Origin of the sequence: Sphingobium rhizovicinum (genome assembly GCF_042647625.1) — a bacterium.
In the GTDB taxonomy this organism is placed as follows: domain Bacteria; phylum Pseudomonadota; class Alphaproteobacteria; order Sphingomonadales; family Sphingomonadaceae; genus Sphingobium; species Sphingobium rhizovicinum.
This window is the reverse complement of the sequence record NZ_JBHRVU010000005.1, coordinates 161,680-186,735: the sequence shown is the minus strand read 5'-3', so window position 1 is coordinate 186,735 and position 25,056 is coordinate 161,680. Positions and strand designations below refer to the sequence as shown.

The 25,056-nt window shown below is 64.5% G+C and carries 19 protein-coding genes; 13 read left to right on the top strand and 6 right to left on the bottom strand.

Annotated elements, in window-relative coordinates:
• The first annotated feature begins 56 nt into the window (after positions 1-56).
• The 9 genes from ACFOKF_RS19695 (at position 57) to ACFOKF_RS19655 (ending at position 11,558) form a co-directional block, all read left to right on the top strand.
• Positions 57-1,160 (top strand): hypothetical protein, encoded by a 1,104-nt coding sequence (locus tag ACFOKF_RS19695; RefSeq protein ID WP_380798103.1) that lies wholly within the window; start codon positions 57-59, stop codon positions 1,158-1,160.
• Positions 1,161-1,301: 141 nt separating this feature from the next.
• The gene (locus tag ACFOKF_RS19690) at positions 1,302-1,511 is read left to right on the top strand and encodes a hypothetical protein (RefSeq protein ID WP_380798101.1); all 210 of its coding nucleotides are present in this window, start codon (positions 1,302-1,304) and stop codon (positions 1,509-1,511) included.
• Between the two features lie 452 nt (positions 1,512-1,963).
• The gene (locus tag ACFOKF_RS19685) at positions 1,964-4,465 is read left to right on the top strand and encodes a TonB-dependent receptor (RefSeq protein ID WP_380798100.1); all 2,502 of its coding nucleotides are present in this window, start codon (positions 1,964-1,966) and stop codon (positions 4,463-4,465) included.
• 65 nt (positions 4,466-4,530) lie between these two features.
• Positions 4,531-5,298 carry a glutathione S-transferase family protein gene (locus ACFOKF_RS19680; protein WP_380798099.1) on the top strand — a complete coding sequence of 256 codons (768 nt, stop codon included), beginning with the start codon at positions 4,531-4,533 and terminating at the stop codon, positions 5,296-5,298.
• Entirely contained in the window at positions 5,295-6,044 is a 750-nt protein-coding gene (locus ACFOKF_RS19675) for a glutathione S-transferase family protein (protein ID WP_380798097.1), read from the top strand. Before ACFOKF_RS19680 ends, ACFOKF_RS19675 begins: the two co-directional genes overlap by 4 nt.
• 4 nt (positions 6,045-6,048) lie before the next feature.
• Entirely contained in the window at positions 6,049-7,611 is a 1,563-nt protein-coding gene (locus ACFOKF_RS19670; RefSeq protein ID WP_380798096.1) for an AMP-binding protein, read from the top strand.
• 50 nt (positions 7,612-7,661) lie between these two features.
• Entirely contained in the window at positions 7,662-9,791 is a 2,130-nt protein-coding gene (locus ACFOKF_RS19665) for a PQQ-dependent dehydrogenase, methanol/ethanol family (RefSeq protein ID WP_380798095.1), read from the top strand.
• A complete protein-coding gene (locus ACFOKF_RS19660; RefSeq protein ID WP_380798093.1) occupies positions 9,781-10,653 on the top strand; it encodes an amidohydrolase family protein in 873 nt (290 codons plus the stop codon). Before ACFOKF_RS19665 ends, ACFOKF_RS19660 begins: the two co-directional genes overlap by 11 nt.
• Before the next feature lie 212 nt (positions 10,654-10,865).
• The gene (locus tag ACFOKF_RS19655; RefSeq protein ID WP_380798092.1) at positions 10,866-11,558 is read left to right on the top strand and encodes a MucR family transcriptional regulator; all 693 of its coding nucleotides are present in this window, start codon (positions 10,866-10,868) and stop codon (positions 11,556-11,558) included.
• An 18-nt stretch (positions 11,559-11,576) separates the two neighbouring features.
• Here ACFOKF_RS19655 and ACFOKF_RS19650 read toward each other — a convergent pair whose 3' ends face one another.
• Genes ACFOKF_RS19650 through ACFOKF_RS19640 form a run of 3 tightly spaced genes read right to left on the bottom strand, consistent with a single transcriptional unit; the run spans position 11,577 to position 15,459 of the window.
• Positions 11,577-13,172: a sensor histidine kinase gene (locus tag ACFOKF_RS19650; RefSeq protein WP_380798091.1), complete on the bottom strand. Its 1,596-nt coding sequence runs from the start codon at positions 13,170-13,172 to the stop codon at positions 11,577-11,579.
• Positions 13,145-13,855 (bottom strand): response regulator transcription factor, encoded by a 711-nt coding sequence (locus tag ACFOKF_RS19645; protein WP_380798089.1) that lies wholly within the window; start codon positions 13,853-13,855, stop codon positions 13,145-13,147. Before ACFOKF_RS19645 ends, ACFOKF_RS19650 begins: the two co-directional genes overlap by 28 nt.
• An 11-nt stretch (positions 13,856-13,866) precedes the next feature.
• Positions 13,867-15,459 (bottom strand): DUF4153 domain-containing protein, encoded by a 1,593-nt coding sequence (locus tag ACFOKF_RS19640; protein WP_380798087.1) that lies wholly within the window; start codon positions 15,457-15,459, stop codon positions 13,867-13,869.
• Between the two features lie 255 nt (positions 15,460-15,714).
• On the opposite strand from ACFOKF_RS19640, the gene ACFOKF_RS19635 reads away from it, so the two are divergent.
• Positions 15,715-17,265, top strand: a complete 1,551-nt coding sequence (locus tag ACFOKF_RS19635) for a vWA domain-containing protein (protein WP_380798086.1) — start codon at positions 15,715-15,717, stop codon at positions 17,263-17,265.
• Positions 17,266-17,386: 121 nt separating this feature from the next.
• Here the strand turns inward: ACFOKF_RS19635 and ACFOKF_RS19630 are convergent, their stop codons facing one another.
• A complete protein-coding gene (locus ACFOKF_RS19630) occupies positions 17,387-18,283 on the bottom strand; it encodes a pirin family protein (RefSeq protein WP_380798085.1) in 897 nt (298 codons plus the stop codon).
• A gap of 30 nt (positions 18,284-18,313) precedes the next feature.
• Positions 18,314-18,634 (bottom strand): hypothetical protein, encoded by a 321-nt coding sequence (locus ACFOKF_RS19625; protein ID WP_380798083.1) that lies wholly within the window; start codon positions 18,632-18,634, stop codon positions 18,314-18,316.
• 251 nt (positions 18,635-18,885) lie between these two features.
• Here ACFOKF_RS19625 and ACFOKF_RS19620 point away from each other — a divergent pair, with 251 nt between their 5' ends.
• From ACFOKF_RS19620 to ACFOKF_RS19610, 3 genes are read left to right on the top strand one after another with little or no spacing between them, the layout of a single operon-like run.
• Entirely contained in the window at positions 18,886-20,580 is a 1,695-nt protein-coding gene (locus tag ACFOKF_RS19620) for an MFS transporter (RefSeq protein ID WP_380798082.1), read from the top strand.
• 8 nt (positions 20,581-20,588) lie between these two features.
• Positions 20,589-21,701 carry an HlyD family secretion protein gene (locus ACFOKF_RS19615; protein WP_380798081.1) on the top strand — a complete coding sequence of 371 codons (1,113 nt, stop codon included), beginning with the start codon at positions 20,589-20,591 and terminating at the stop codon, positions 21,699-21,701.
• Positions 21,701-23,065 carry an efflux transporter outer membrane subunit gene (locus ACFOKF_RS19610; protein ID WP_380798080.1) on the top strand — a complete coding sequence of 455 codons (1,365 nt, stop codon included), beginning with the start codon at positions 21,701-21,703 and terminating at the stop codon, positions 23,063-23,065. The genes ACFOKF_RS19615 and ACFOKF_RS19610 overlap by 1 nt, the downstream gene beginning before the upstream one ends.
• Positions 23,066-23,447: 382 nt before the next feature.
• Here ACFOKF_RS19610 and ACFOKF_RS19605 read toward each other — a convergent pair whose 3' ends face one another.
• Entirely contained in the window at positions 23,448-25,037 is a 1,590-nt protein-coding gene (locus ACFOKF_RS19605; protein WP_380798079.1) for a family 43 glycosylhydrolase, read from the bottom strand.
• Between the last annotated feature and the right edge of the window lie 19 nt (positions 25,038-25,056).

Below are 25,056 nucleotides of genomic sequence, written 5' to 3'. Positions count from 1 at the left end.
TACACACCCCCAATCGCCCCATCCTCCCGGCAAACCCCTTTTGCACGGAGGCTCCCATGTCCCTTCACGACGCCGATCTCCCCCTCCCCACCCCGCAAATCCGCGAGGATGGCTGGTCGCCCGCGCGCCAGCGCCGCTTTCTGGAAACCCTCGCCGCCAGCGGCGTCGTGCAACTCGCCTGCGAATCCGTGCGCATCACCGGGCGCAGCGCCTATAACCTCCGCAACCGCCGCGATGGCGCGGCCTTCCGCCTTGGCTGGGATGCGGCCATCCTCATCGCCCGCGCGCGTCTGGCCGATGATCTGCTCGCCCGCGCCATCATGGGCTGCACCGAAACGGTGCGCCGGGACGAGGGCAATTTCGAAGTCACCCGCCACCGCCATGACAATCGCCTCGCCATGTCGATGCTCTCCCGGCTCGATCGCATGGCCGACAGCCCGGCCGAAGGCACCGACGCCGCCCTCGCCCGCGTCGTCGCGCAGGATTTCGTCGCCTTTCTCGACCTGATCTGCCCGGAGGACATCGCCCGGCAGGAAGCCGAAGCGCATGACCTCCCCCGCCCCGGCGCGGAACCCTCCGCCCGCGCCATGGCGGACGCGCATATGCTGGATGGAACGCAGCCCGACACCCCCGATCCCGTCGATCCCGCCGTCGACGCCATCGCCGGCGCCCTCTCCCCCGGCGCGTCGGCCGCGCTCTTCATCGCCGCCCGCACGGCCCTCTATCAGGACTATGAGCCGGAAGAGGAGTATCTGTCCGAAGAGGAAGAAGCCGAGTTTTACGCCGATCAGGAACAGTGTGAAGTTCCGCCCGAAGAGCCTGCCCCGCTCTCCTCCCTGCCCCCGGAAGAGGCGGCGGGCCGGCTGCGCGGCGTCTGGTGGAACAGCTACACCAACCGCTGGCGCACCGATTTCCCCGCGCCGCCGGAATTTGACGACGAATCCACCCATTATGGCTATCCCATCGGCCTGTACGAACGCTATCTCACCCCGGAGGAGGAGGAGATGCTCCGGGCCCGGCTGGATGCGCAGGAATTGCCCTATGTCGAAGCCGCCACCCGCGCGCGCGACGCCTATTTCCGCTATCGCCCGTCCGCTCAGGCGCCGGTCGAGGCACCAGTCGAGGCACCGGCCGGGATGGCCGCCGACGCGCCCGCCTGATCGCTCTCCCCACCCCGCACGATCGGCCGGCCCATCACCGTCCGTCGCATGTCAGGCGGAAACCGTCGCATGCGCGATCGGGCGGGGAACCGCGCGGCCTGCCGCCGGTTATCTTCCGCAACCAGTCGCAAGGAGATGTTCATGATCCGCACCCTGATTTTCGGCGCCATTGCCGGCTATGTCGGCAAGAAACTCTATGACGAAGGCAAGCTGACCGAGTTCAAGGACGACATCATCGCCCGCTATGGCGAAGCAAAGGCCAAACTCGCCGAACAGCGCATCGAAGGGGACAGCAGCACCGCGCCTCTGGTCAGCCCTTCGACCAGCCCCACCGCGCCGCTGACGCACTGACGCGCACCCATCTTCACGCCTTCCCGGCGGCATCGTCCCCCCGCTCGCCGCCGGTCGCCACCCGCCCGCTGTCCTTCCCCTCTCTGACAGCGGCGGGTGGCTTCTTTTTTGTTGTGGCGGCTCCCCTCCTCCGCCTCCTCCCCCAATCCGTAACGCCACGCCACCGATCGCCATCCGGCGGGCCATATGCGATGACTGAACAGGATCGTCCCGTCGCCCGACATCGGCAAATCTTCGATCCTGTTATCCTGACTACCACCAATGGAAATACCGCTACTATTTGCCCTCTCCCAATAGTTGCAAATATCTCCACAATATTGATTGCGGGGACAGTCAGCCCCTTGCATCGATAAAAATTGTATGCCTTACTAACAATATCACGGAAGGCGTTTACGGCGGGTCGCGCTCGATCAGGGCGGATCTTAAAGCCGGTTTAGGAGAGGGGATTTCCCATGCAACACGATCTTCGTGCCATGATGGCGCGCGCCCTGTTGGCGTCGGCATCGATACTCGCCATCACCACCCCGGCCAGCGCGCAGGCGCAACCGCCACAGCCTGCCCCCCAGGGCGCCGATCAGGAAGCGCCGCCCGCCAGTTCCATCGCCGACATCGTCGTCACCGCCCAGTTCCGCGCCCAGCGCCTGCAAGACACGCCGATTTCGATCACCGCCGTCGGCGCCGCGGAACTGGAGGCCAAGAGCCAGACCAATCTGGCGCAGATGGCCGACGCCGCGCCCAACGTCTCGCTCAAGCCGCAGGGCGCATCCTTCGGCCCGTCCATCACCGCGTCGATCCGCGGCGTCGGCCAGAATGACTTCAACCCCGCCTATGAACCGGGCGTCGGCATATACATTGACGATGTCTACTATCCGCAGCTGACCGGCGCCGTGTTCGAACTGCTCGACCTCGATCGCGTGGAAATCCTGCGCGGGCCGCAGGGCACACTGGCGGGCCGCAATGCCGAAGGCGGCGCGATCAAGCTCTATTCGAAGCGCCCCACCGGAGACGGCGGCGGCTTTGTCGAGGTGAATTACGGCATCCGCAACCGCATCGGCATCCGCGCCGCCGCCGATTTCGGCATCACCGACACGCTGGCCGTCCGCATTTCCGGCGTCGCCAAGCAGCAGGACGGCTTTGTCGACCGGATCGACTATGGCTGCGCCAATCCGGGCAGCGGCATCCCGTCGACCCAGCCGGCCGGCGACTGCACCATCAGCAAGTTGGGCGGCGTTGGCTATCAGGCCATCCGCGCCATCGCCTTCTGGGAACCCAGCGACAAGCTGGATGTCACGGTGATCGGCGATTACACCCGCGACGAACATACGATCGCTGGCGAAGTGTTGATCGCGACCAACCCGGTCAATTCGCCCAACACCAACCCGGCGCCCGGCGTCGTCTATGATGATCGCTTCATCTGCGGCCGCTATTGCAACTATATCGGCACCGGCCAGCCGGCGGGCACATGGACCCCGCCCATCCCGGTCGATCCCTATGGCGCCGCCGGCACGCCGCTCGCCGCGACGCAGGGCACGGATCGCAGCCTGTACAAGGGCTGGGGCGTATCGGGACAGATCAATTACGCCCTGTCCGACGCGTTCAAACTCTCCTCCATCACCGGATACCGCACCTTCAACACCCAGTTCGATTCCGATGATGATGTTTCGCCCGCCAATATCGGCTTTGGCCGCAATTATCTGGAAAATTGGAGCTTCAGTCAGGAAGTCCGGCTGAACGCGGAACTGGGCGACAATCTCAACGCCACGGTCGGCGGCTATTATTTCAAACAGAAATCGACCTATGACTCGTTGCAGGACATTCGCTACGTCCCGGTCTATCCGCTGCAATTCCGCCAGCCAGATCCGACCAAAGCCGAAGCTAAGGCCGCGTTCGCCCACCTCTCCTGGAAGCCGATCGACCGGCTGACGCTGAGCGGCGGCCTGCGCTACACGGCGGAGACGAAGGACCAGACCTATTATCGCCTGAATTTCGACGGCACGGTCAATCACTTCCTCGATCCGGTCGGCGCGGCCTATGGCATCGGCTATTCAGGGGCAGATACGCTCGATTATAACGGCAATGGCAATGTCAGCGAAATCGTCACGGCGCTGTCGGGCCTGACGGCGCATTACAGCGCCAAGCGCTGGGACTATCGCATCGCCGCAGACTATCGGCTGACCGACAGTCTGATGGTCTATGGATCGGTGTCGACCGGCTTCAAGGGCGGCGGCTCCAACCCGCGTCCCTTCACCACGGAGCAGGTCATCGCCTTCCGCCCGGAAAAGCTGACCGCCTATGAAATCGGGTTCAAGAGCGACTTTCTCAATCGCCGCGTCCGGTTGAACGCCGCAGCCTTCATCAACGACTATACCGACATCCAGATCCCGGTGCTGACCTGCCCCACTGCTCCCTGCGCCGCCCGCCTCAATGCCGGCGACGCACGGGTGAAGGGCTTCGAAGCCGAACTCTCCGCCTATCCGGTGGATGGCCTCGCAATCGATGCGTCGGTCAGCTATCTCGACTTCAAATATATCGCCAGCAGCCTCAGCGCCGCGGCGTCCTACCCGACCAATCCGGGTGGCGTGTCGGCGAATGATCCGCCCGTCTCTCCGCCCTGGAAATTCAGTCTGGGCGCGCAGTATAAGATCGATCTGGACAAGGCAGGCAGCCTGACCCCGCGCTTCGACGTCACCTATGAAGACAAGAAGTTCGGCGGCGCGGCGGTCATCAACGGCACTCGCATCCTCAATTTCGTACCGGCCTACACCCTCGCCAATGCGCGTGTCACCTGGCAGAATGCGGACGAGGATCTCGACGTCTCGTTCGAAGTCACCAACCTCTTCGACAAATATTATTATCTCTCCGTCTTCGACCTGCGCGGCGCGGGTGCCGGCGTGCGCAAGGCGCGCCCGGGCAACCCGCGCGAATGGGCGGTGACGGTGAAAAAGAAATTCTAGGCCTCCCCCTTGGCCGGTCGGGCAGCGCACGGCCCGACCGGCTTCTTTTCGGAGACATAAGCGGCATGACCGACGTCACACTCTATCATTGGGAACCCAACGCCAATTCGGGAAAGCCCATGCTGGCCCTGTTCGAAAAGGGCGTTGCGTTCGACAGCCATTATCTGGACCTGCTGAATTTCGATCAGCATCGGCCAGATTATCTGGCGGTCAACCCGCTCGGCACCATTCCCGCCATGACGCATGGCGACAAGGTGCTGACCGAATCCACCGCCATCATGGAATATGTGAATGAGGCGTTCGATGGCCCCCGCCTGATGCCGGTCGATGCGGTCGATCAATGGCGTGCCCGCTGGTGGATGAAATTTCTCGACCAGTGGCTCGCGCCCAGTTTCTCGATGATCGGATGGAGCGTGTTCGTCGGTCCCTCGGTCCGACAGAAAGACCCCGCCGAACTGGAGGCCGCGATCGACCGCATCCCCATGCCCGAACGGCGCACTGCCTGGCGCAAGGCGATCCATGGCGCATTTTCTACGGAGGAAATGACGGAGTCGCAGCGCCGCGTGGCGCTGGGCATCGGCTATCTGGAGCAGGCGCTGGGAGAGCGGGCCTGGCTGGCGTCGGATAGCTACAGCCTCGCCGACATTAACGGCTTCAACCTCGCCTACGCCATGCCGCTGTCGCAGCCGCAGTTCTGCAACGACGCATTGACCCCCAACATCATGCGCTGGCTGCGCGCCATCTATGCGCGCCCGGCCACGCGCGCCTGCTGGGCGCTCGGCCGTACCGACCTCGCCCGCCGCATCACCCTGCTCGAAAGCGAACCTGCATGACCGGCATCCTCTATCATGGCCAGCCCAATGGCCCGTCCTTCACCGTCCTCGCCGCCGCCTTCGAGAAAGGCGTCGACCTGGAATTGCGCGCAATCGATCTGGTCGCGGGTGAACGGCACTCCGCCACCCTGCCCCATCCCATCGAAGTCGACCAGTCGATCGAAGGCGAAGGCCCCGTGCTGCTGGTCGATGGCGTCGCCATGACCGACAGCGTCTTTGTCGCCTGCTATCTGGACGAAGTCGGCAGCGGCCCGGCGATCCGCCCGGCCGATCCCTATGCTCGCTGGCAGATGATGGCCTGGTGCCGCTATGTGATCGAGCGTGTGGCCCCCGCCGCCGCCGCGCTCGGCAACGCCGCCGCGCCGCCGCCCGCCGTCCCGGCCGGCATCGCCAGCGCCGATCTCGCGGCGCGCTGGACAGAGGCAGTGCAAGGCAAGAGGGACGACACCCAACTGGCCGACAGCCGCATCAAGATCGCGCAGGCGGTCGAAAAGGTCGAGGCGCAACTGGCCGATGGCCGCGACTGGCTGATGGGCGATTTTTCGATCGCCGATCTGGAGAGCTATGCCTGGCTGGCGGGGATGCGCGCGATCCTGCCCGACGCCTTTGCCGCCGCGCCGCTGGCGAACGCCTGGGAAGCGCGGCTGCGCACCCGGCCCGCCGTAGCGCAGGCGCTCAGCCTTGCCACCGTCCCCAACCCCGAAGCGATCTGGGCGCCCGGCCCGGAGATCAACCGCTGGGGCTGATGGGATGCGCGCGATCGACTATTTCGACCGGGGCCATGATCTTGATCCCCGACGGCCCTGCCTGGTCGATGGGACCAGCGGCGAGACGATGAGCTTCGCTGCGGTCAGGGCGCTGACGATCAGGATCGCCGCCGCGCTGCATGCGGCGGGTTTCCGCAGTCAGCAGCCGATTGCGCTCTATGGCCCAAACAGCGTAACGATGATGGCGGCGCTGCTCGCCATCTGGCGCGCCAATGGGCAATGGGTGCCGGTCAACACCCGAAACGCGATCGACGCCAACGCCGCCTATCTCGATTATGTGCGCTGCGGCTGGCTCTTCTACCATAGCAGTCAGGCGGCAGACGTCGCCGCGCTCAAGGCGCGGGTGCCCAGCCTCACCCATTTCGTCTGTCTCGATCGCTCCTATGACGGCGATCCTTCGCTCGACCAGTTTCTATGCGACAACGACATGGACAGTTTGCCGGACTTTTCCGATCCCTTCGGCAAGCCCGACGATATTGTCGGCCTTTTCCCCACCGGCGGCACCACCGGACCGTCCAAGGGCGTGGTCGTCACCAACCTTGGCTGGGGCACGATGATCGAGACGCTGGCCGGCGCGCTCGATGGCAAAACGGCCGCACCTGTCTCGCTCGTCGTCGCGCCGATCACCCATGCCGCCGGGCCGGTGGCGCTGGCGACCTTGTCGCTGGGGGCGACGCAGGTCATCCTGCCCGGCTTCGACGCCGCTGCCGTACTGGGGGCGATCGCGCATCATCGCGTCACCCATCTCTATCTGCCGCCGACTGCGCTATACAGCCTGCTGGACGCGCCGGAACTGGCCGACAGCGACACCAAGTCTTTGAAATTCTTCCTTCTGGTCGGCTCTGCCGTTTCCCCGGAGAAACTTCGACGCGCGGTCGACATTTTTGGCCCCTGCCTCTGTCAGGCCTATGGCCAGGTGGAATCGCCGATGATCGTCACCTGGCTGCCGCCCGAAGATGTCTCAGCCGCGGCGGCGGGCGACCGACCCGAACGGCTCGCCAGCTGCGGCCGGCCAACCCGTTCCGTGACGCTCGCCATCATGGACGAGGAGGGCCGCCTGCTGCCCGATGGTGAAGCCGGCGAACTGGTGGTGCGCGGCGTGCTGGTGTCGCGCGAATATCATGCGCAGCCGCAAGCCACGGCCGAAATCCGCACCCATGGTTGGCACCATACGGGCGACATCGCCCGGCGTGACGCGGACGGCTATGTCTACATCGTCGATCGCAAGAAAGACATGGTCGTCTCGGGCGGGTTCAACGTCTTCACTGCCGAAGTAGAGGCCGCCGTGACCGAACTGGCCGCCGTGCGCGAATGCGCAGTCATCGGCATCCCGCATGAAAAATGGGGCGAGGCCGTGCATGCCATTGTCGTCGCCGACAATATCGGGGACATGGAGATCATCGCCCATGCCAAGGCCCGGCTGGGCGGGGTGAAGGCGCCCAAAAGCGTCGCCTTCGTCCCCGCCATTCCCCGGACCGCCGCCGGAAAGATGGACAAGAAGGCCCTGCGCGCCGCCTATTGGACCGGCGCGCGGATGGTCAATTAAATGCGCTGCGACGGATGAAAACATCCGCGCCACAATTGGAGAGGAAGAGGATGCGGGTCGCGATTGCACTGCTGTTGGGAACCAGTCTGGCATTGTCGGCCTGTGGCAAGGGGCGGAGCGAGGACGCCACCGCTGCGGCTTCCACCGGCGGCGTCGACGCCGCCCGCATCATCGCCGCCAAACCCGCCGAATGGCTTTCGACCGGCCGCACCTATGACGAACAGCGCTTCAGCCCATTGACCGCCATCAATCAGCAGACGGTCGGCAAGCTCGGCCTCGCCTGGTCGACAGACATGGACACCAATCGGGGGCAGGAAGCGACCCCGCTCTTCATCGACGGCATCCTCTATGTCTCGACGGCATGGAGCATGGTGAAAGCCTATGACGCGCGCAACGGCAAGCTGCTCTGGTCCTATGATCCGCAAGTGCCGCGCGAAACGCTGGTCAAAGCCTGCTGCGATGCGGTCAATCGCGGGGTGGCCGCCTGGGGCGACAAGCTGTTCGTCGGCACGCTGGACGGCCGACTGATCGCCATCGATCGCAAGAGCGGCAAGCCGGTATGGAATGTGGTGACGATCGACCAGACGAAGAATTACACCATCACCGGCGCGCCCCGCGTCGTGGACGGGCTGGTCGTTATCGGCAATGGCGGCGCGGAATTTGGCGCGCGCGGCTATGTCGCCGCCTATGATGCGGACACGGGCAAGGAGCGCTGGAAATTCTACACCGTCCCGGCCCAGCCCGGCACGGAACAGGAACCCGACTATCTGAAGAAGGCCGCCGCCACCTGGCATGGCGAATGGTGGAAACAGGGGGGTGGAGGCACGGTATGGGACGCCATGGCCTATGACCCGGAGCTTGATCTTCTCTATATCGGCGTGGGCAACGGGTCGCCGTGGAATCAGGCCTATCGATCGGAAGGCAAGGGCGACAATCTCTACCTGTCTTCGATTGTCGCGGTCCATGCAAAGACGGGCGCATATGCCTGGCATTACCAGACCACGCCCGGCGACAGCTGGGACTTCACCGCCACCCAGCATATCATGCTCGCCGACATGGAAATCGGCGGCGCCATGCGCAAGGTGCTGATGCAGGCGCCCAAGAATGGCTTCTTCTATGTGCTGGACCGCACCAACGGGAAGCTGCTGTCGGCGCAGAATTTCGTGCCGGTCAACTGGGCCAGCAGCATCGACATGAAGACCGGGCGACCGATCGAAAATCCCGATGCCCGCTATTACAGGACTGGCAAGCCCTTCATCGGCTCCCCCGGCGCGACCGGCGCGCATAGCTGGCACCCAATGGCCTTCGATCCCAAGAGCCGGACCGTCTTCATCCCCGCCAATCTGGCCGCCTTCCCCTATATCCCCGAAAAGGGGTGGAAAGCCGACAAGCTGGGTTTCAATGTGGGCGTCGATATTGCCGCGGCCGCCATGCCCGCCGACAAGGCGGTGCGGGAGGCAGCCCTCAAGGCCACCACTGGCGCGCTCATCGCCTGGGATCCGGTAGCACAGAGAGAAAAATGGCGCGTTTCCTATAAGGGGCCGTGGAATGGCGGCCTGCTGGCGACCGGCGGGGATCTGGTGTTTCAGGGGACCGCGACCGGCGATTTCAACGCCTATGCCAGCGCGGACGGCCGCAAGCTCTGGTCCTTCCCGGCGCAGACCGGCATCGTTGCGGCACCCATCAGTTATGAACTGGATGGGCAGCAATATGTCGCGGTGATGGCCGGCTGGGGCGGCGTCTGGGCGCTGGCACCCGGCGTCCTTTCCGACAAGAGCGGTCCCAGCCGTAATATCAGCCGGCTGCTGGTGTTCAAACTGGATGGGAAAGGCACATTACCCGCGCCGCCGCCTCATAACGCCATGCCGCTCGATCCGCCGCCCTCCACCGCCAGCGCCGCGGATATAGCAGCAGGATCTGCGCGCTTCGGTCGCTATTGCAGCACCTGCCATGGCGACGCGGCGGTCGGGGGCAGCATCGTCCCCGACCTGCGCCGCAGCGCCGCGCTCAATGACAAGGCGACATGGCAGATGATCGTCCATGATGGCGCGCTGAAAGATAATGGCATGGTCAGCTTCGCATCGATCTTCACCCCCGCCCAGATCGACACCATCCGCGCCTATGTCATCCACCGCGCCAATGAAGACAAGAAACTGGAAAGCACCGCCAATGCCCGTTGATCCAACCAAAGTCACCGCCATCGACATGCATGTCCATGCCGAAGTGTCGTGCCATGACCCCGAAGACCCGGTAATGGCCCAATATTTCGACGCTGCCTCCGCTTATTTCAAGGCGGATCGCAAGCGCCCGACCATCCCTGAGACGATCGCTTATTACCGACAACAGAATATCGCCTTCTGCCTGTTCACGGTCGATTGCGAAAGCGGGATCGGGGCCAAGCGGATCAGCAATTATGAAGTGGCGGAACTGGCGGCGAACGACAGCGACATCGTCATCCCTTTCGCCTCCATCGATCCGCGCAAAGGCAAATATGGCGCGCGCGAAGCCCGCGACCTGATCGAAAATTATGGCGTCAAAGGATTCAAGTTCCATGGCATCATGCAGGATTGCCATCCGGCCGATCGGGTCGCCTATCCCATTTACGAAGTCATCGCCGAATATGGATTGCCCGCCATCTTCCACACCGGCCATTCGGGCATGGGGACGGGCATGCGCGGCGGCGGCGGGGTGCGGCTGAAATATGGCCAGCCCATATTGGTGGATGATGTCGCCGTCGACTTTCCTGACATGAAGATCATTCTAGCCCACCCCAGCTGGCCCTGGACGGACGAAAGCCTGTCAATGGCGCTGCACAAGGAGAATGTCTTCATCGACCTTTCGGGCTGGTCGCCCAAATATTTCCCGAAGCAGATTATTCAATATGCCAATAGTCAGCTGAAGCATAAAATGCTTTTCGGATCGGACTGGCCGCTCATCAGGCCCGAAAAATGGATGGAAGCTGCGCGCGAAGCCGGTTTTCGGGAAGAAATCTTACCTCTTTTGATGAAGGATAATGCATCCCGTCTGCTGGAACTGTCCTGACAGTCTTCATCACTTCGCGATAATATCTCGCCATGTCATTATGGCCAGACATTCACATGGCAGGCGCGCGAACAATCCATGATGGCGCGCCGTGCGATTTCCGTCACTTTACTTTGACTAATGTGTCAGTAGCGCGCAAATGTCCGCTTCAATCGCCATGGATCGAACTTCATGGCAACAACCAGAGCTGTTTTCCTGAAGCGAGGATATCCATGGCCGAGAATGATCTGCCCGACTACACCACTCTGACCGTCCAGTTGTTGAGCGCCTATGTCGCGAACAATAATGTCGACAGCGGAGATCTGGCATCGCTGATCCAGTCGACCCGCGCAGCGCTCATCGGTGAAGTCGCAGCGCCGGAACCCACGCCGGCCGCTGTCGAACATGCGCCGGCCGTCAGTATCCGTCGCAGCCTCGCGTCGAAGGAATTCCTGCTCAGCCTGATCGACGGCAAGCCGTACAAGACGCTCAAGCGCCATCTCGCCAGCCATGGCCTGACCCCGGAGCAGTATCGCGAACGCTATGGCCTGCCCAAAAGCTATCCTCTGGTGGCGCCCGCCTATGCCGATATTCGCCGCGCCGTCGCTCAGCGCACCGGACTTGGCCAGCGCCCCGCCCCGGCGGAAGTCCAGCCAGTCAAAACGCCGAAGGCCAAACCCTCACGCAAGGCCGCAACCAAGGCCGCAACCAAGGCGATTGTCGCAGCGCCAGTCGAAGCCGCCCCAACAGTAGCGACGGCTCCGGTGGAAAGCGCCGCGCCCGCCAAGACCCAAAAGCCCAAGGCCCCGCGCAAGGCGAAGACTGTTGCGGCGCCAGCGACTGACACGATAATTGTCGAAGCAAAGGCGAAACCTGTCCGCAAGACCAAGGCGCCGCGCAAGACATTGGGCATCAGCGCCGGCTGACGCTACCCTTGCCCATGTTCAGGGCATTGGCAGGATCAATCGGAAATGGGCGCCTGTCTCCGACGGCAACAAATGCAGTTCGCCGCGATAGGCGCCCAGCAGCGACCGGGAAATGGCCAGCCCCAGCCCGGTCCCGCCCGTCTCGCGCCGGCTGGTGAAGAAGGGATCGAAGATGCGTTCCCTGTCGCCATCGGGTATGCCGCAGCCATCGTCGAGCAGATCGATCGACGCATGGCCTTCGCTGGTCCCGACCTGAATATCCAGCCGATGCGCACCGGCCTGACGCGCATTTTCGACCAGCGTGGTCAGGATCGCCTCCAGCGCGCCGGGATCGATCGCCAGCGCCGGAACCGTCTCGGCGGCATGAGCAATGACGGCAAAGCGGTCGGTCGTCATGGCATCCGCCACCGCCGCCAGCACGGACGCAGCGTCCGATCGCGCATCGCGCGCGCCCACCAGGACATCGGCCCGCGCCAGTTCCATCAGTCGCCGCACCAACCGGGACAGGCGCGCCGCGTCCGCCCCCATATTGTTGAGGAAGCGCCTGCGATCATCCGGGGCCATGTCTGCGCCATGATCCTGCAACAACTCGATCGCGCCGGACATGCCGGCCAGCGGCGTCTTGAATTCATGGCTGACCGACGCAGCGAAATCGCGCAGATAGCGGGATCGCTTCTCTATACTGTCCGCCATCCGGTCGAAATCGCGGTAGAGCGCCTGAATCTCCACCACCTGCAAGGACGGCGAACGCGGCGAAGCGCGGCGCCCCGACGCCAGTTCGCGGGTCGCCCGGCTCAGCGCCTCGATCGGCCGCACGATCGCGCGGGACAGCACCGCCGATAACAAGAGCAGCAGCAGGAAGATCGCCGCCACGCCGAACATTATCTTCCCGCGGTCCTCATAAAGCCCCAGAGACAACGCACGCGGCGACCGCGACAGCAGCAGCACCCCCACCACCTTGCCATCGACGCTGATCGGTCGGGCATGGTGCAGGCGGATGCCGGCGGCCCGGCTCAGCCATTCGGCCGGATAGCGCGCTACATAGCCGGCATTTTCCCGCATCACCGTCGCCGCTCGCCCGTCCAGCGCCATTCGAACTTCCGGCAGGGTGGCCAGGCTGCGCCCCCGCTCCGCCCCGTTCAGCAATATGCCTTCATGGTCCAGCACCAATATGGAAGACAGGGTCGTCAGCTTGGTTTCCTGAAAGGCCGGCATCATCCGCCGCGTCAGCGCCAGCGCCGCGCCATCGGGCTTCTGCTGCGTCGCGCGTGCAGCCGGGCGCGGCGGCAGGATCGGCGAGGAGCGCAGGTCGATCTCCGTCGCGCGGTCGCGATAGCGCACGGCGGCTGTCGGCGGATCGGCCTGTTCCGGCATGCCTTTCCAAACAATTGCCGCGCTCGCCGCCAGCGCCGCGCCCTGCGCCACCAGTTCCGCCTCGGTCCGGCGCACCAGCGCATTTTCATAGACGCGCAGGAAGATCGCGCCAAAGCCCGGCAGCGCGGCGACAAAAACCATGGTGCACAGCAGCAGAGTGCGCAGCCGCAACACCGGCCAGTGTCGCGCAATCCACGCCTTGATCGCCACGATCATGCCGGCGGCGCCGTCCCGCTGCATCCTCCCAGCCGATAGCCGATGCCGGCGCGCGTCTCGATGATGTCGAGCCCGCCGACATCGGCGAATTTGCGGCGCAGGTTGCGGATATGGCTGTCCACCGTCCGGTCGGTCAGCGCAAAGCCCGGCCCGCGAAACCGGTCGATGATCTGGTCACGGGAAAAGATGCGCGTCGGCATGGCCAGCAGCGTCCGCAATATGGTGAACTCCGTCACGGTCAGGCTGACCTCCTGCGCGCGCCACTGCGCCGACCAGCTTTCGGTGTCGATGCTCAGCAGGCCGTGGCGCATCTGTCCCACATTCTCCACCGCCGGCGGACGCCCAGCGGTGCGGCGCAGGATCGCCATCGACCGGGCGACCACTTCGCGCGGGGAAAAGGGTTTCACCACATAATCGTCGCCGCCCAGTTCGATGCCCAGCACCCGGTCAATCTCGTCATCGCGCGAGGAGAGGAAGAAGATCGGCACGTCATTGCTCGCGCGCAGCCGCCGGCACACCTCCAGCCCATCCATGCGCGGCATGTTGATGTCCAGTATGACAAGGTCGGGGGCCTGCTGCTCGACCTGCGCCAACGCCGCCTCGCCATCGGCCGCCTCGATCGTGTCCAGCCCCGCCTTGCCAAAGGCGAAGACGAGCAACTGGCGGATATGGGGGTCATCATCGACGATCAAGATAGTGCTGGGCATGGGGCATAGGATCATTTCGGGGTCGCTCCTGTCAACGCGGGCGTGGGCTTTGGCGCGGTTTGTTGCAGAGCTGGCGCCGGTTCGGGCGGCGACAGCAAGGTGCCGGCGCACCCGCGATCACCCGATGGCAGGGCGATGGGCTTCGTCCGCGCGGCCAGTATATGCGCTTGCGTCAGGCGCCTTTGCCCCAATAGGGTCGGGCCGGAAATCTGGTCCGCCTCCAACCGCTCCATCAACCAGATGCGGGTCGCCTGCACACGTTCCCGAAAGGCGGGGCGCAAATCGGCGCGCTGCTCCAGCGAGAGCAGAGGCAACAGCGCGGAATCGCCCAGATGGCGCATATGGCACAGATCCAGTGCCACGCCCCGTCCGCCCACTTCGCGCGCATGGCGCACATTCCACCGCGCGGCGACTTCGCCCAGATCGATGAAGCAGACCGCGCTCAGCACCAGTCCCGTCACCGCCAGATTGACGTTGATCAGCCACCCGGCGCTGCGCCCCCGCAGCAGACGCCAGCAGATCGCAGCCAGCCCGAACGCCACCAGCGCCATCCACAGCAAGGCGGCGATGCGCAGCCGGGTCAGCGAATAAGCGTCGATATAATCGATCGTGCGCAGCATGGAGGAGGCGACGAGGATGATATTCTGCGCGATCCACGCCATCACCAGCCTGCGGATCGCCGGATCGCGCGCGGTGTCCGATCCGGGGCGCAGCGTCACCAGCACGAACAAGGCCGCCAGTAGCGCCGTGGCGATCAACGGATAGGCGCCGCGATGGGCATAGTCCGCCATGGTCATGCCCGCGGGCATCGGCGCCCAGCCCCACAGCCAGACCGCATCCATCATATTCTGCGCGGCGAACAACAGGTTGAACAGGATCAGCGACAGGGTGATGGACGCAACCGATACGCCCGGCAGCGTCAGGTCGCCGCGCCCGTCGAATGTCGGCAGCAACCATCGCGTCAGGCGCGGCCGCATCAGGCTCCAGACCGGCACGAACATCATGGCCCACAACAGCGCACGCACGACCAACAAAGGCGACAGGTCGGGAACCAGCACGGTATCGAGCAACCGTTCGACCAGCGGATTGGCCGCCGCGAACAGGGCGATGATGATCGCGCTGCCCGCCACTGGCAGGGCGAACATGGCCAGCGCCGCATGCAGGCTGAACCGGCCCGACCGCCCCGCCGCCCGCACCTTCAGCAGACGCCGCATATCGATCAGCGGCGCGAAGGGCGCACGCACCCCATGCAGCACAAGGCGCTGAAACCAGCGCCACCCATCATCGAACCGCGCCGTCGCTGGCAACAACGCCGCCATGACGATAGCGACCCAGAATAAGGCCCAGGCGAGCAGGCTGGCGTCATAGGCCAGCGCCAGACTGAACAGCCCTACCGCCGCCAGCGCCAGCCATGCGCGCCGATCGCGTCGCACCGCCGGCCGCCCGGCGATCAGCGCGCCCGCCACCGCAAGCGTGAACAGGCCCAGATAGCCGCCATAGAGATGCCGCTGATAGAAAAGCCAGTCGCCCAAGGCGACGACCAGCAGCGCGGGCGCCAGTTTCCAGCGAAAGCGCGCCGTCAGGCGAAAAGCGGAGGAACGCATCAATCTTGTCTCCCTGCATGTCAGGGCAGGATGCGGCCGCGCCAAGCAGATCAGGGGGCGACATCGATCAATAGTTGGCGCAACTGCGGTGCAGATGCCGTGCAGGGCATCTTCGAACCCACGCATTTCTGCGAAAATGGGCAAAAGGGCGTGTCGCCTATCATGGGCAGCGCGGGTGCACACCTCCATTCGTCGCTTGCCAGCCACATTTTATCGCTCCTATTTTCTCTCTACCCCAATAGTGGAGAAATCAGGATGCGCTCTCGCCTGGCAATCACGCTCGCCCTCTTCCCCAGTCTCATATTCGGATTGACGCTGGCCGGATGCAGTCAGTCCCCCGGCAGTCAGAGTAGTTATGAGATGGCCAACAGCGCCGCCGCCCAGTCCGGCGAACACTATGACGGCCACCCGGTCAGCCCGATCCATCAGGTCGCAAGCGATCCCGTATCGACCTTTGCCGTGGATGTGGACACGGGCGCTTATGCCAATGTCAGGCGCATGCTACTGGCCGGCCAGACCGTCCCGGCCGACGCCGTCCGAACCGAGGAGATGATCAACTATTTCCGCTACGACTATCCCCTGCCCGACGATCGCGCCGCGCCGTTCAGCGTAACCACCGATGTCGCAACCACACCCTGGAATCCCGGCACGCGGCTGCTGCGGATCGGCCTGCGCGGCTATGATGTCGCCCGATCGCAGCGGCCACCGGCCAATCTGGTGTTCATGGTCGATGTGTCGGGATCGATGCAGGATCAGGACAAGCTGCCGCTGGTAAAGCAGGCCCTTTCCACCCTTGCCGACGGGCTGCGCCCTGACGACAGCGTGTCGATCATCACCTATGCCGGCTGGGTCGAAACGCTGGTGGAGGGCAGCCATGATCCAGCAGAGATCAAGGCGGCGCTGAACGGTCTGGACGCGGGCGGCGCAACGGCAGGCGGCCCGGCCCTTTCCATCGCTTATGACCTTGCCCGCGCGCATCGGGTGCCCGGCGGCATCAACCGCATCATCATGGCGACGGACGGCGACTTCAATGTCGGCCTGTCCGACCAGCAAAGTCTGGAGGAAATGGTGAAGCAGAACCGGGAAGACGGCATCACCCTGACCACATTGGGCTTTGGGCAGGGCAATTATAATGATGCGATGATGGAGGCGGTCGCGGACCTCGGCAATGGCAACCATGCCTATATCGACAGCGTCCTGGAGGCGCGCAAGGTTCTGGACGAGGAACTCTCCTCCACCCTGTTCACCATCGCAAAGGATGTGAAGGTGCAGGTGGAATTCAACCCGGGAGCCGTCAGCCAGTATCGGCTGATCGGCTATGAAAATCGCGCGCTGGCGGAGGAGGATTTTGCCGACGACCGGGTCGATGCCGGCGAAATCGGCGCAGGGCATCAGGTGACGGCGCTCTATGAAATCGTACCGGCAGGCGGAGCCGGCTGGACCGGCCAGCGCAAATATGCCGCCAATCGCCCGGCGGCGGCCACCGACGACAGCACTGACATCGCCACCGTGCGCCTGCGCTATAAATTGCCCGAAGGCGACAGCAGCCGCCTGATCGAACGACCGATTCCCGCAACCCTGCTCGCTGCCGCAGCCGGACCGCGAGGGGACATGGCCTTTGCTGCGGCCGTCGCCGCCTTCGGCCAGAAACTGCGCGGCGATACGAAACTGGGCAGCTTCACCTATGGCGACATAGCAAGGCTGGCCGGCCCGCAATCGGGCTATTGGCGGCAGGAATTTGTCCAGCTCGCCAGTCTGGCCGATGCGGGTCATCGATCTGCCTGGGGCGGGAGCGCTGGCGAGTAGCTCCAGCCTTCCCGTTCCCAAACTTCCTCCGTTCGGGCTGCGCCTGTCGAAGCCCCGCACTTTTCTTCAAATACAGCCCTTCGACAGGCGCAGCCCGAACGGAGGAAGGGATGCTGTCCCGTCACGCCGGGAGCGGGATGAACTCGCTCTCGTCCGGCACCCTGGCAAAGCGCTGGGCCTGCCAGTCGGCCTTGGCCTGTTCGATCCGGTCGGCCGAGGAGGAGACAAAATTCCAGTAGATGTTGCGCTTTTCCGGCAGCGGTTCGCCGCCCAGCAGCATCAGCCGCGCACCGCCCTTGGCCCGCAGGATGATCTCCGCGCCGGGCTTGAACACCACCAGTTCGCCGGTCGCAAAGCCGCCGGTCTGACCGACCACCTCAATCTCGCCCGCGACGACATAGATGGCGCGTTCGACATGCTCGGCCTTCAACTGATAGCGCGCGCCGTCCAGCAGGGCGATGTCGGCATAGACCATGTCGGAAAAGGTTTTGACCGGCGACACCAGCCCGTCGGAATTGCCAGCGATCAGCGTCAGCCGCGTGCCTGCATCCTCGATCGTGGGGATTTCATGCGCCTTGTGATGCGAAAAGCCGGGATCGGTTTCCTCATGCTGCGTGGGCAGCGCCACCCAGGTCTGGAGGCCGAACAGCTTGCCGCCCTTCGCGCGATTTTCGTCCGACGTGCGTTCCGAATGGACGATGCCGCTGCCCGCCGTCATCCAGTTGACCTCGCCCGGCCGGATCGACTGCACCGACCCGACGGAGTCGCGGTGCAATATCTCCCCCTCCAGCAGATAGGTGACGGTGGCCAGGCCAATATGCGGGTGCGGACGCACGTCCAGCCCTTCGCCGCTGTTGAATACGGCTTCCCCCATCTGGTCGAAGAAGATGAACGGGCCAACCATGCGCCGATGCGCCGAAGGGAGCGCGCGGCGGACCGAAAAGCCGTCGCCCAGATCGCGGACCGGCGGCAGGATGACCATATCGACGGCGTCGATGTCGGAAGAGCGGATGGACATGGGACTGTTCCTTTTCGGAGAAATTGGGGATCAGGCGCCGAGCAGCGCCAAGGCTTCGATCTGCGCGCGGGAGAAACCCTGCGCCGACAGGGACGGGACATGGCGTTCGGCCAGTTGGCGGGTGCGGCCAGTTTCGCACAGGAAATCGCGCACCGGGCGCAGATGGGCGGGCAGCGGCGCAGGCGCGGCCTTTTTCGGCCCGATCAGCGCATCGACCACATGGCCGATCCGCGACCGCAGCGACCCGGCATTGGCGGGTTCGCCACAGCCGCAATCGGCCACGGCGGTCAGGGTCGCCTGAACATCGTCCCATTCGGCGGGGCTGAGGCGGGGGGTGGCGATGGTCAGCATGGCGAAACTCCTTTCCGGCTATGCCCCTCTTCTAGTCCCACCCTGCTTTGCGGATCAGATAGATAAAATCGTCACATCTGTTCCAAAATCTTGAAAAGCTGGACTGTGAACGAACATTGCCCGCACGCAACAATGGCCTTGGCCTGATCCCATGGCCCGGTTATCAAGGGCGATGCCGACCAACGCTCGCCGGGAACGCCGCTCTTGGGTTTGACGAGATGCCTTGCTCCTTTTCATCCCGGCGCGCCGGGATGAGCGACCCGACGCCCTATGCCTTCAAGCCGCATGAGCGCCCGACCCTGCCGGGATCGCCGGCCAATCCTGATCATCCTGCGCGCCGCCGCCGCCTCTATTTCGCGATCGGCTGTCTGATCGGCGTCACCGGCGGCCTTGGCAATGCACTCGTCACGGTGAACCTCAATTTCGCGCAGGGCACGCTGGGCCTCAACAGCAATGAAAGCGCCTGGCTGACCGCCGCCTATTTCATGACCAACGTCACCGCCAATTTGCTGCTGGTCAAATATCGCCAGCAATATGGGTTGCAGCCTTTCATCCGCTACATGCTGGCGGCTTATGCGCTGACGACGATCATGCATTTGTTCGTCCATGGTTTCTGGACGTCGGTGGCGGTGCGCGCGGCCAGCGGCGTGGCGGCGTCGGGCCTGTCCACCATGACCATCCAGTACCTGATGCAGAGCCTGCCCGCACCCAAACGCCTTGCCGGTGTGATGATGGGCATATCCATCCCCCAACTCGCAACGCCAATCGCGCGCGTCCTCTCCCCGCATCTGCTGGAATCGGGCGACTGGCATATGCTCTACTGGTTCGAAATGGGGCTGGCCTTCGCCTCGCTCGCCGCCGTCATGGCGCTACCGCTGCCGCCCAGCGAGCGGGAAAAGGTGTTCGAACCGCTGGATTTCCTGACCTTCGGCCTGCTGGCGCCGGGCCTGTGCCTGCTGATCGCCGTGCTGTCCGAAGCACGAATCGAATGGTGGACGGAACGCGCCTGGATGGGCTGGTCGCTGGTGGGCAGCGTGCTGCTGGTCAGCGCCGCCCTGCTGGTCGAACATCATCGCGCCAATCCGCTGATCAACACGCGCTGGCTGGGCAAGCGGGAAATGGTGCGGCTGATGCTGGTCGCCGCCTCCGTGCGCATCCTGCTGTCGGAACAGGCGTTCGGATCGGTCGGCCTGCTCAATGTCGTGGGCATGATCAATGATCAGATGATCACGCTCAACCTTATCATCCTGGCCGCATCGCTGGCGGGGCTGGCGACTGCGGTGCTGACCTTCCGCCCCGCCAATGTCAGCCGGCCCATCACCATCGCGGTCATCCTGATCGCAATCGGCGCGTTCATGGACGCCGACGCCACCAACCTCACCCGCCCGGCCAATTTCTACCTTAGCCAGGCGCTGATCGGCTTCGCCTCAATATTGTTTCTGGCGCAGGCAATGGTAATCGGCATTTCCCGCACACTGCTGGCGGGTGGCAAGCATTTCGTCAGCTTCGTCGTGCTGTTCAGCATGAGCCAGAGCGTGGGCGGTTTGCTCGGCACCACATTGCTCGGCACCTTTCAGGTGGTGCGCGAAAAATATCATTCGCACGAACTGGTGCAACATATCGTGATGACCGACCCGCTGGTCGCCGCGCGCATCCGGGCGGGCGGCGGCGCGGTGGCGGGCGTCATCGGCGATCCGGCGCTGCGCAGCGCGGAGGGCGCGGCGATATTGGCGCAGCAGGTCGCGCGCGAAGCCAATATATTGGCTTTCAACGATGTGTTCCTGCTGATCGGCGGGTTAGCGGTGCTGACGGCGCTCTGGGGCTTCGCCATCCGCTATTCGATCCGCCGGCGGGGGGAAATTTCGCCGGTCATCCTGCTCCAGCAAAAGATGATGCAGGCACAGGCCGCGCAACAGGCTGCGCAAAAGGGTATAGGGAGCCAATAAGGGGACGCATGAACCAGCCGACGACCACCGCGCCGGAACCGCAGACACACGATCCGCAGATCGATCCGCCGCAGAGCGGATGGCGTCCGCCGGCGCGCGGGCGGCTGACGGTAATCGCCATCGTCGCGATCGCGATCGCCGCCGTCGCCGCCATTCTCTACGCCTGGCAATTGCCGCCCTTCGCCGGCCTGTCCGAACAGACCGACAATGCCTATGTGCGCGGCAAGGTGACAATCATCAGCCCGCAGGTCAGCGGTTATGTCACATCCGTCCCGGTGCAGGATTTTGCCGATGTGAAGGCGGGCCAGACCCTCGCCACCATCGATCAGCGCATCTATGCGGCGAAGGTCGAACAGGCGAAGGCCAATCTCGCCGCCCAGATTGCCGCGCTTGACAATTCGCAGCAAAGCCAGCGATCGCGCGAAGCGGCGCTGACCGGGCAGGAAGCCGGTATCGCCAGCGCCCGCGCCCAGCTGGTGAAGGCGCAGGCCGACATGCGCCGCGCCGACGCGCTGGTGGCCGATGGCTCGATTTCGGAGCGGGAACGGGACCAGACCCGCGCCGCCCTGCTCGCCGCGCAGGCCACCGTGCAGCAGGCCAGCGCCACCCGCCAGATCGGCACGCAAGATGTGCGGTCCGTGCTGGTCGGGCGCAGCGGGCTGGAAGCAGCGGTGGAGGGCGCGCGCGCGCAACTGCATCTGGCGCAGATCGACCTCGACAACAGCATCATCCGCGCACCCGTCGCCGGCCAATTGTCCGAAATCGGCGTGCGCAACGGCGCCTATGTGACGGCGGGCACGCAATTGATGTTTCTGGTGCCGCACGACCATTGGGTGATCGCCAATTATAAGGAGGCCCAGACCCACCGGATGCGCGTCGGCCAGCGCGCCACCTTCCGCGTCGATGCGCTGGGCGGGGCGAAGCTCACCGGCCATGTCGAAAATATGGCGCCCGCCGCCGGATCGGAATTTGCGGTGCTCAAGGCAGACAATGCAACCGGCAATTTCGTGAAGGTTGCGCAGCGCATCGCCGTGCGGGTGCGGATCGATCCAGGACAGGATCTCGCGAAACGGCTGCGCCCCGGCATGTCCGTCGTCATCAAAATCCATACGCACGACTGATGCGCAAGCTGCCCCTTTTGCTGCTGGCGTCTCTGGCGGCCTGCGCCGGCCCCGTGGTCGAAACCACTCCTGTTGCCCCCATCACGCCGCCGCCCACATGGCGCACCGACGCCGGTCCCACCGCCCCCTTCGACCGGACATGGTGGCAGGGTTTTGGCGATCCGGCCCTGACCGCGCTGGTCGAACAGGCGCTGGCCAGCAATATCGACATCGCCATCGCCGCCGCCCGCATCCGCGAAGCCAAAGCGCAACAGGGCATCGCCCGCGCCGCCCTGTTGCCCACGATCGATGCCACTGGCGGCGTAACGGACTCCCGCACCGTCAACGCCTTTGGCGAGCCGATCGAACAGACCGCCGGCCAGCCGCAAGTGCAGGCCGCATGGGAAGCCGACCTGTTCGGCCGCCTGTCCGACCGCGCGTCGGCGGCCCGCTCCGCCTGGCTCGCCAGCCAGGCCGCGCGCGACGCCATTCGCCTGTCTGTCGCCGGCACGGCGGCGAGCGGCTATATCACGCTGCTGGCGCTCGACGCCCGACTGGCGGTGGCGAAGCAAACATTGGACGCCCGCGCCGCCGCGCTCAAACTGGCGCAGCGACGCAGCGACGCGGGCTATTCGCCCCGATTGGAACTGGCGCAGGCGCAGGCCGAATATCAGGCGACGGCGCAGGTCATTCCCCCGCTGCAACAGGCGATAGCGCGACAGGAAAACGCCCTGCGCCTGCTGACCGGAGAACTACCGGGCGGCATTGCGCGCAGCGCGGCGCTCGCCGCCCTCACCCAACCCGCCATTGCCGACGGCCTGCCGTCCGACCTGCTGCGGCGTCGGCCCGACATTGCGCAGGCCGAATTGCAACTGGCCGCCGCCGACAAGTCGCTGGCCGCTTCACGTAAGGCATTCCTGCCGCAACTGCGCCTGACTGCGTCGGGCGGCGCAGCCTTTTCCACCTTGCTCGCCGATCCGATCACCATCTGGTCGATCGGCGGCAGCATCCTCGCCCCGCTGTTCGAAGGCGGACGCCTGCGCGCCGGGGCGGAAGCGGCGGGAGCCCAGCGCGATCAGGCCGCACTCGCCTATCGCAAGGCGACGCTCGGGGCCTTTCGCGACGTGGAAGATGCGCTGGCGGCCATCAAGCATGGCGACGAACAGGTGCAATTGCTCCAGCGCCAGCGGGAGGCAGCCGCCGAAGGCTTTCGCCTCGCCTCCAACCGCTACCGCGCCGGCTATTCCCCCTATCTGGAGCAGCTCGACGCACAGCGCTCGCTCTTCTCGGTCGAACTGGCGCTGGTGCAGGCGCAGGCGGACGCACTGACCGCGCGCGTCACCCTCTATCAGGCGATGGGCGGCGGCTGGACCGGCGTGGAGTAGCCGCGCGGAAAAGGCGGCATTGGCAATCCTGGGGGACTTTGCGCTCCGAAAGGACTCGACGCGACAGCAATTCACTGTCCTACCGGATCACCCTCTCCTATCCTGCGACCGGCTCCTTCTATTGTCGATAAAAGACGCGCGACAAATCGTGCCGTGCTGGTCTGGCAAAAGCGACATAAGGCGACAATTTCGCACGCATTTTGCGGTGCTTTTGTCGCTTTATCGCCAGCTTCCGGTCGATCGAAACTGGTCCATGCCGCTTCAGGCCGGTCACCATTCCAATGATGACGGAGCGAAATAAGCACATCGGGCGCAAAGACGGGACGCTGCCCATGACGCGTTCAACCATGTCCAGCCTGTCAGGCCCGAATGGCGGTTGGCCTTATAGCGCGCGGAACCGGAAGTTGCGAAACCGCGCCTCGCCCGGCCCGGCGGCGTACAGGCCGGGCCGCAACATCAGGAAACCGCCGCGCACATTATGGTGATAGCCCGATGCTTCCATGCCCCGGTCGAACCGCTGCCATGTCCGCCCGCCATCGCCCGACAGATGATAGGCGATGATATGATGCGTGTTCGTCACCTTCATCGTCAGCCGCCGACCATAGCTATTGGCCGGCCGTCCCCGCTCCATCCCATATTGATGGGTGACGAAGCGCGCCTCGTCAAAACCCAGTCCGCAATAGAGTTTGTCGTCATAAAAGAGGATCAGCCCCGCCGTCCCGCCCGGCGCAATCTCTATGTCGCACTGAAACTCGTAAGACGGATCGCCCGCGATCAGCAGCAGCGGCGATGAATCCACTGGCGCCTTGCCCCGTCCCTTCAGCATCAGCGCACCGTCGGCCACCCGCGCCCGCCTCGCCTCGTCGGGCGCGGGCCGGAAGAAATTCCATTTCGCGCCCAGCTTGAGGTCATGGAAATCATCGCTCAGCGCCATGCCATGCGGCAGTGCCTGCCCGCCGCGCGGCTTGGGCAAGAGCTGCGACAGGTCACCGCCGGTCATACGGAACCATCCGTCCGCCGTCCACTCCACCGGATCGAGCAAAGTCTGCCGCCCCAGCGTCCATAGGCCATTTTCATAGCCATGATAAACCGCCCACCAACTCTTGTCCGGCGCCTCGACCAGACTGGCATGCCCCCGCGACCACCAGCGTTCGTCAAGGCTCGTGGTGCGCACCAGCGGGTTGCCCGGATGCTGCTCCCACGGCCCATGAATGGAGCGGGATCGCGCGGCGATCACCATATGCCCCGTCGGCGGCCCCGCCGTTCCGCCCACCGCCGTCAGCATGTAGAACCAGCCGCCATGGCGATGAATCTTCGGCCCTTCGGGCGAAAATCCCTCCACATCCCATGTGTCGGGATAGCGCCAGGGATCATAGACATGCTCGACCGCGCCGACCGTCGACAGGCCATCGTCGGACAGGCGAATGCGGTCCCCGCCTGACAGGAACAGCCAGCGGCTGCCATCCTCCCCCACCGCATGGCAGGGGTCGATATGATCATGCAGCTTCAGGTCGATCGGGTCGCTCCACGGCCCGTCGATATTGTCGGCATGGCTGACGAAGATGCTGTTTGGTTCGGCCTTCACCGGAATATAGAGGAAATAGCGGCCCTCATGCTTTTCCAGACTGACCGCCCAGACAGAACCGATATTTTTCGTCAGCGCCGCCTTGCGCGGCTGCCAGTTGATCAGGTCGCGACTGTGCCAGATGGTGATGCCGGGATAGCTGTCGAAACTGGAAAAGGTCATGTAATAATCCGCGCCATCCTTCAGGATGGCGGGATCGGGCCGGTCGCCCGACAGCAGCGGATTGAGGAAACGTCCGTCGCCCAGATCGGCGACCCTCTGATTGTCGAGACCGCGTTTCCAGTCGGCCGGGGCAGCCGATGCGGCCAATGCAGCAGGTCCGCCGCCCAGCGCGATCGCGCCGCCGGCCAATGTTCCCGTCAGGGCGTCGCGGCGGCTGATCGTCATATGCTCTCCTATACTCGAA

Excerpts from the sequence above, each read along its gene's own strand:
- ACFOKF_RS19655 (WP_380798092.1), top strand. The coding sequence starts at position 10,866 with ATGGCCGAGAATGATCTGCCCGACTACACCACTCTGACCGTCCAGTTG.
- ACFOKF_RS19650 (WP_380798091.1), bottom strand. The coding sequence starts at position 13,172 with ATGCAGCGGGACGGCGCCGCCGGCATGATCGTGGCGATCAAGGCGTGG.
- ACFOKF_RS19625 (WP_380798083.1), bottom strand. The coding sequence starts at position 18,634 with ATGCTGACCATCGCCACCCCCCGCCTCAGCCCCGCCGAATGGGACGAT.
- ACFOKF_RS19645 (WP_380798089.1), bottom strand. The coding sequence starts at position 13,855 with ATGCCCAGCACTATCTTGATCGTCGATGATGACCCCCATATCCGCCAG.
- ACFOKF_RS19630 (WP_380798085.1), bottom strand. The coding sequence starts at position 18,283 with ATGTCCATCCGCTCTTCCGACATCGACGCCGTCGATATGGTCATCCTG.
- ACFOKF_RS19690 (WP_380798101.1), top strand. The coding sequence starts at position 1,302 with ATGATCCGCACCCTGATTTTCGGCGCCATTGCCGGCTATGTCGGCAAG.
- ACFOKF_RS19680 (WP_380798099.1), top strand. The coding sequence starts at position 4,531 with ATGACCGACGTCACACTCTATCATTGGGAACCCAACGCCAATTCGGGA.
- ACFOKF_RS19695 (WP_380798103.1), top strand. The coding sequence starts at position 57 with ATGTCCCTTCACGACGCCGATCTCCCCCTCCCCACCCCGCAAATCCGC.
- ACFOKF_RS19610 (WP_380798080.1), top strand. The coding sequence starts at position 21,701 with ATGCGCAAGCTGCCCCTTTTGCTGCTGGCGTCTCTGGCGGCCTGCGCC.
- ACFOKF_RS19670 (WP_380798096.1), top strand. The coding sequence starts at position 6,049 with ATGCGCGCGATCGACTATTTCGACCGGGGCCATGATCTTGATCCCCGA.
- ACFOKF_RS19660 (WP_380798093.1), top strand. The coding sequence starts at position 9,781 with ATGCCCGTTGATCCAACCAAAGTCACCGCCATCGACATGCATGTCCAT.
- ACFOKF_RS19620 (WP_380798082.1), top strand. The coding sequence starts at position 18,886 with ATGAGCGACCCGACGCCCTATGCCTTCAAGCCGCATGAGCGCCCGACC.
- ACFOKF_RS19675 (WP_380798097.1), top strand. The coding sequence starts at position 5,295 with ATGACCGGCATCCTCTATCATGGCCAGCCCAATGGCCCGTCCTTCACC.
- ACFOKF_RS19635 (WP_380798086.1), top strand. The coding sequence starts at position 15,715 with ATGCGCTCTCGCCTGGCAATCACGCTCGCCCTCTTCCCCAGTCTCATA.
- ACFOKF_RS19640 (WP_380798087.1), bottom strand. The coding sequence starts at position 15,459 with ATGCGTTCCTCCGCTTTTCGCCTGACGGCGCGCTTTCGCTGGAAACTG.
- ACFOKF_RS19665 (WP_380798095.1), top strand. The coding sequence starts at position 7,662 with ATGCGGGTCGCGATTGCACTGCTGTTGGGAACCAGTCTGGCATTGTCG.
- ACFOKF_RS19615 (WP_380798081.1), top strand. The coding sequence starts at position 20,589 with ATGAACCAGCCGACGACCACCGCGCCGGAACCGCAGACACACGATCCG.
- ACFOKF_RS19605 (WP_380798079.1), bottom strand. The coding sequence starts at position 25,037 with ATGACGATCAGCCGCCGCGACGCCCTGACGGGAACATTGGCCGGCGGC.
- ACFOKF_RS19685 (WP_380798100.1), top strand. The coding sequence starts at position 1,964 with ATGCAACACGATCTTCGTGCCATGATGGCGCGCGCCCTGTTGGCGTCG.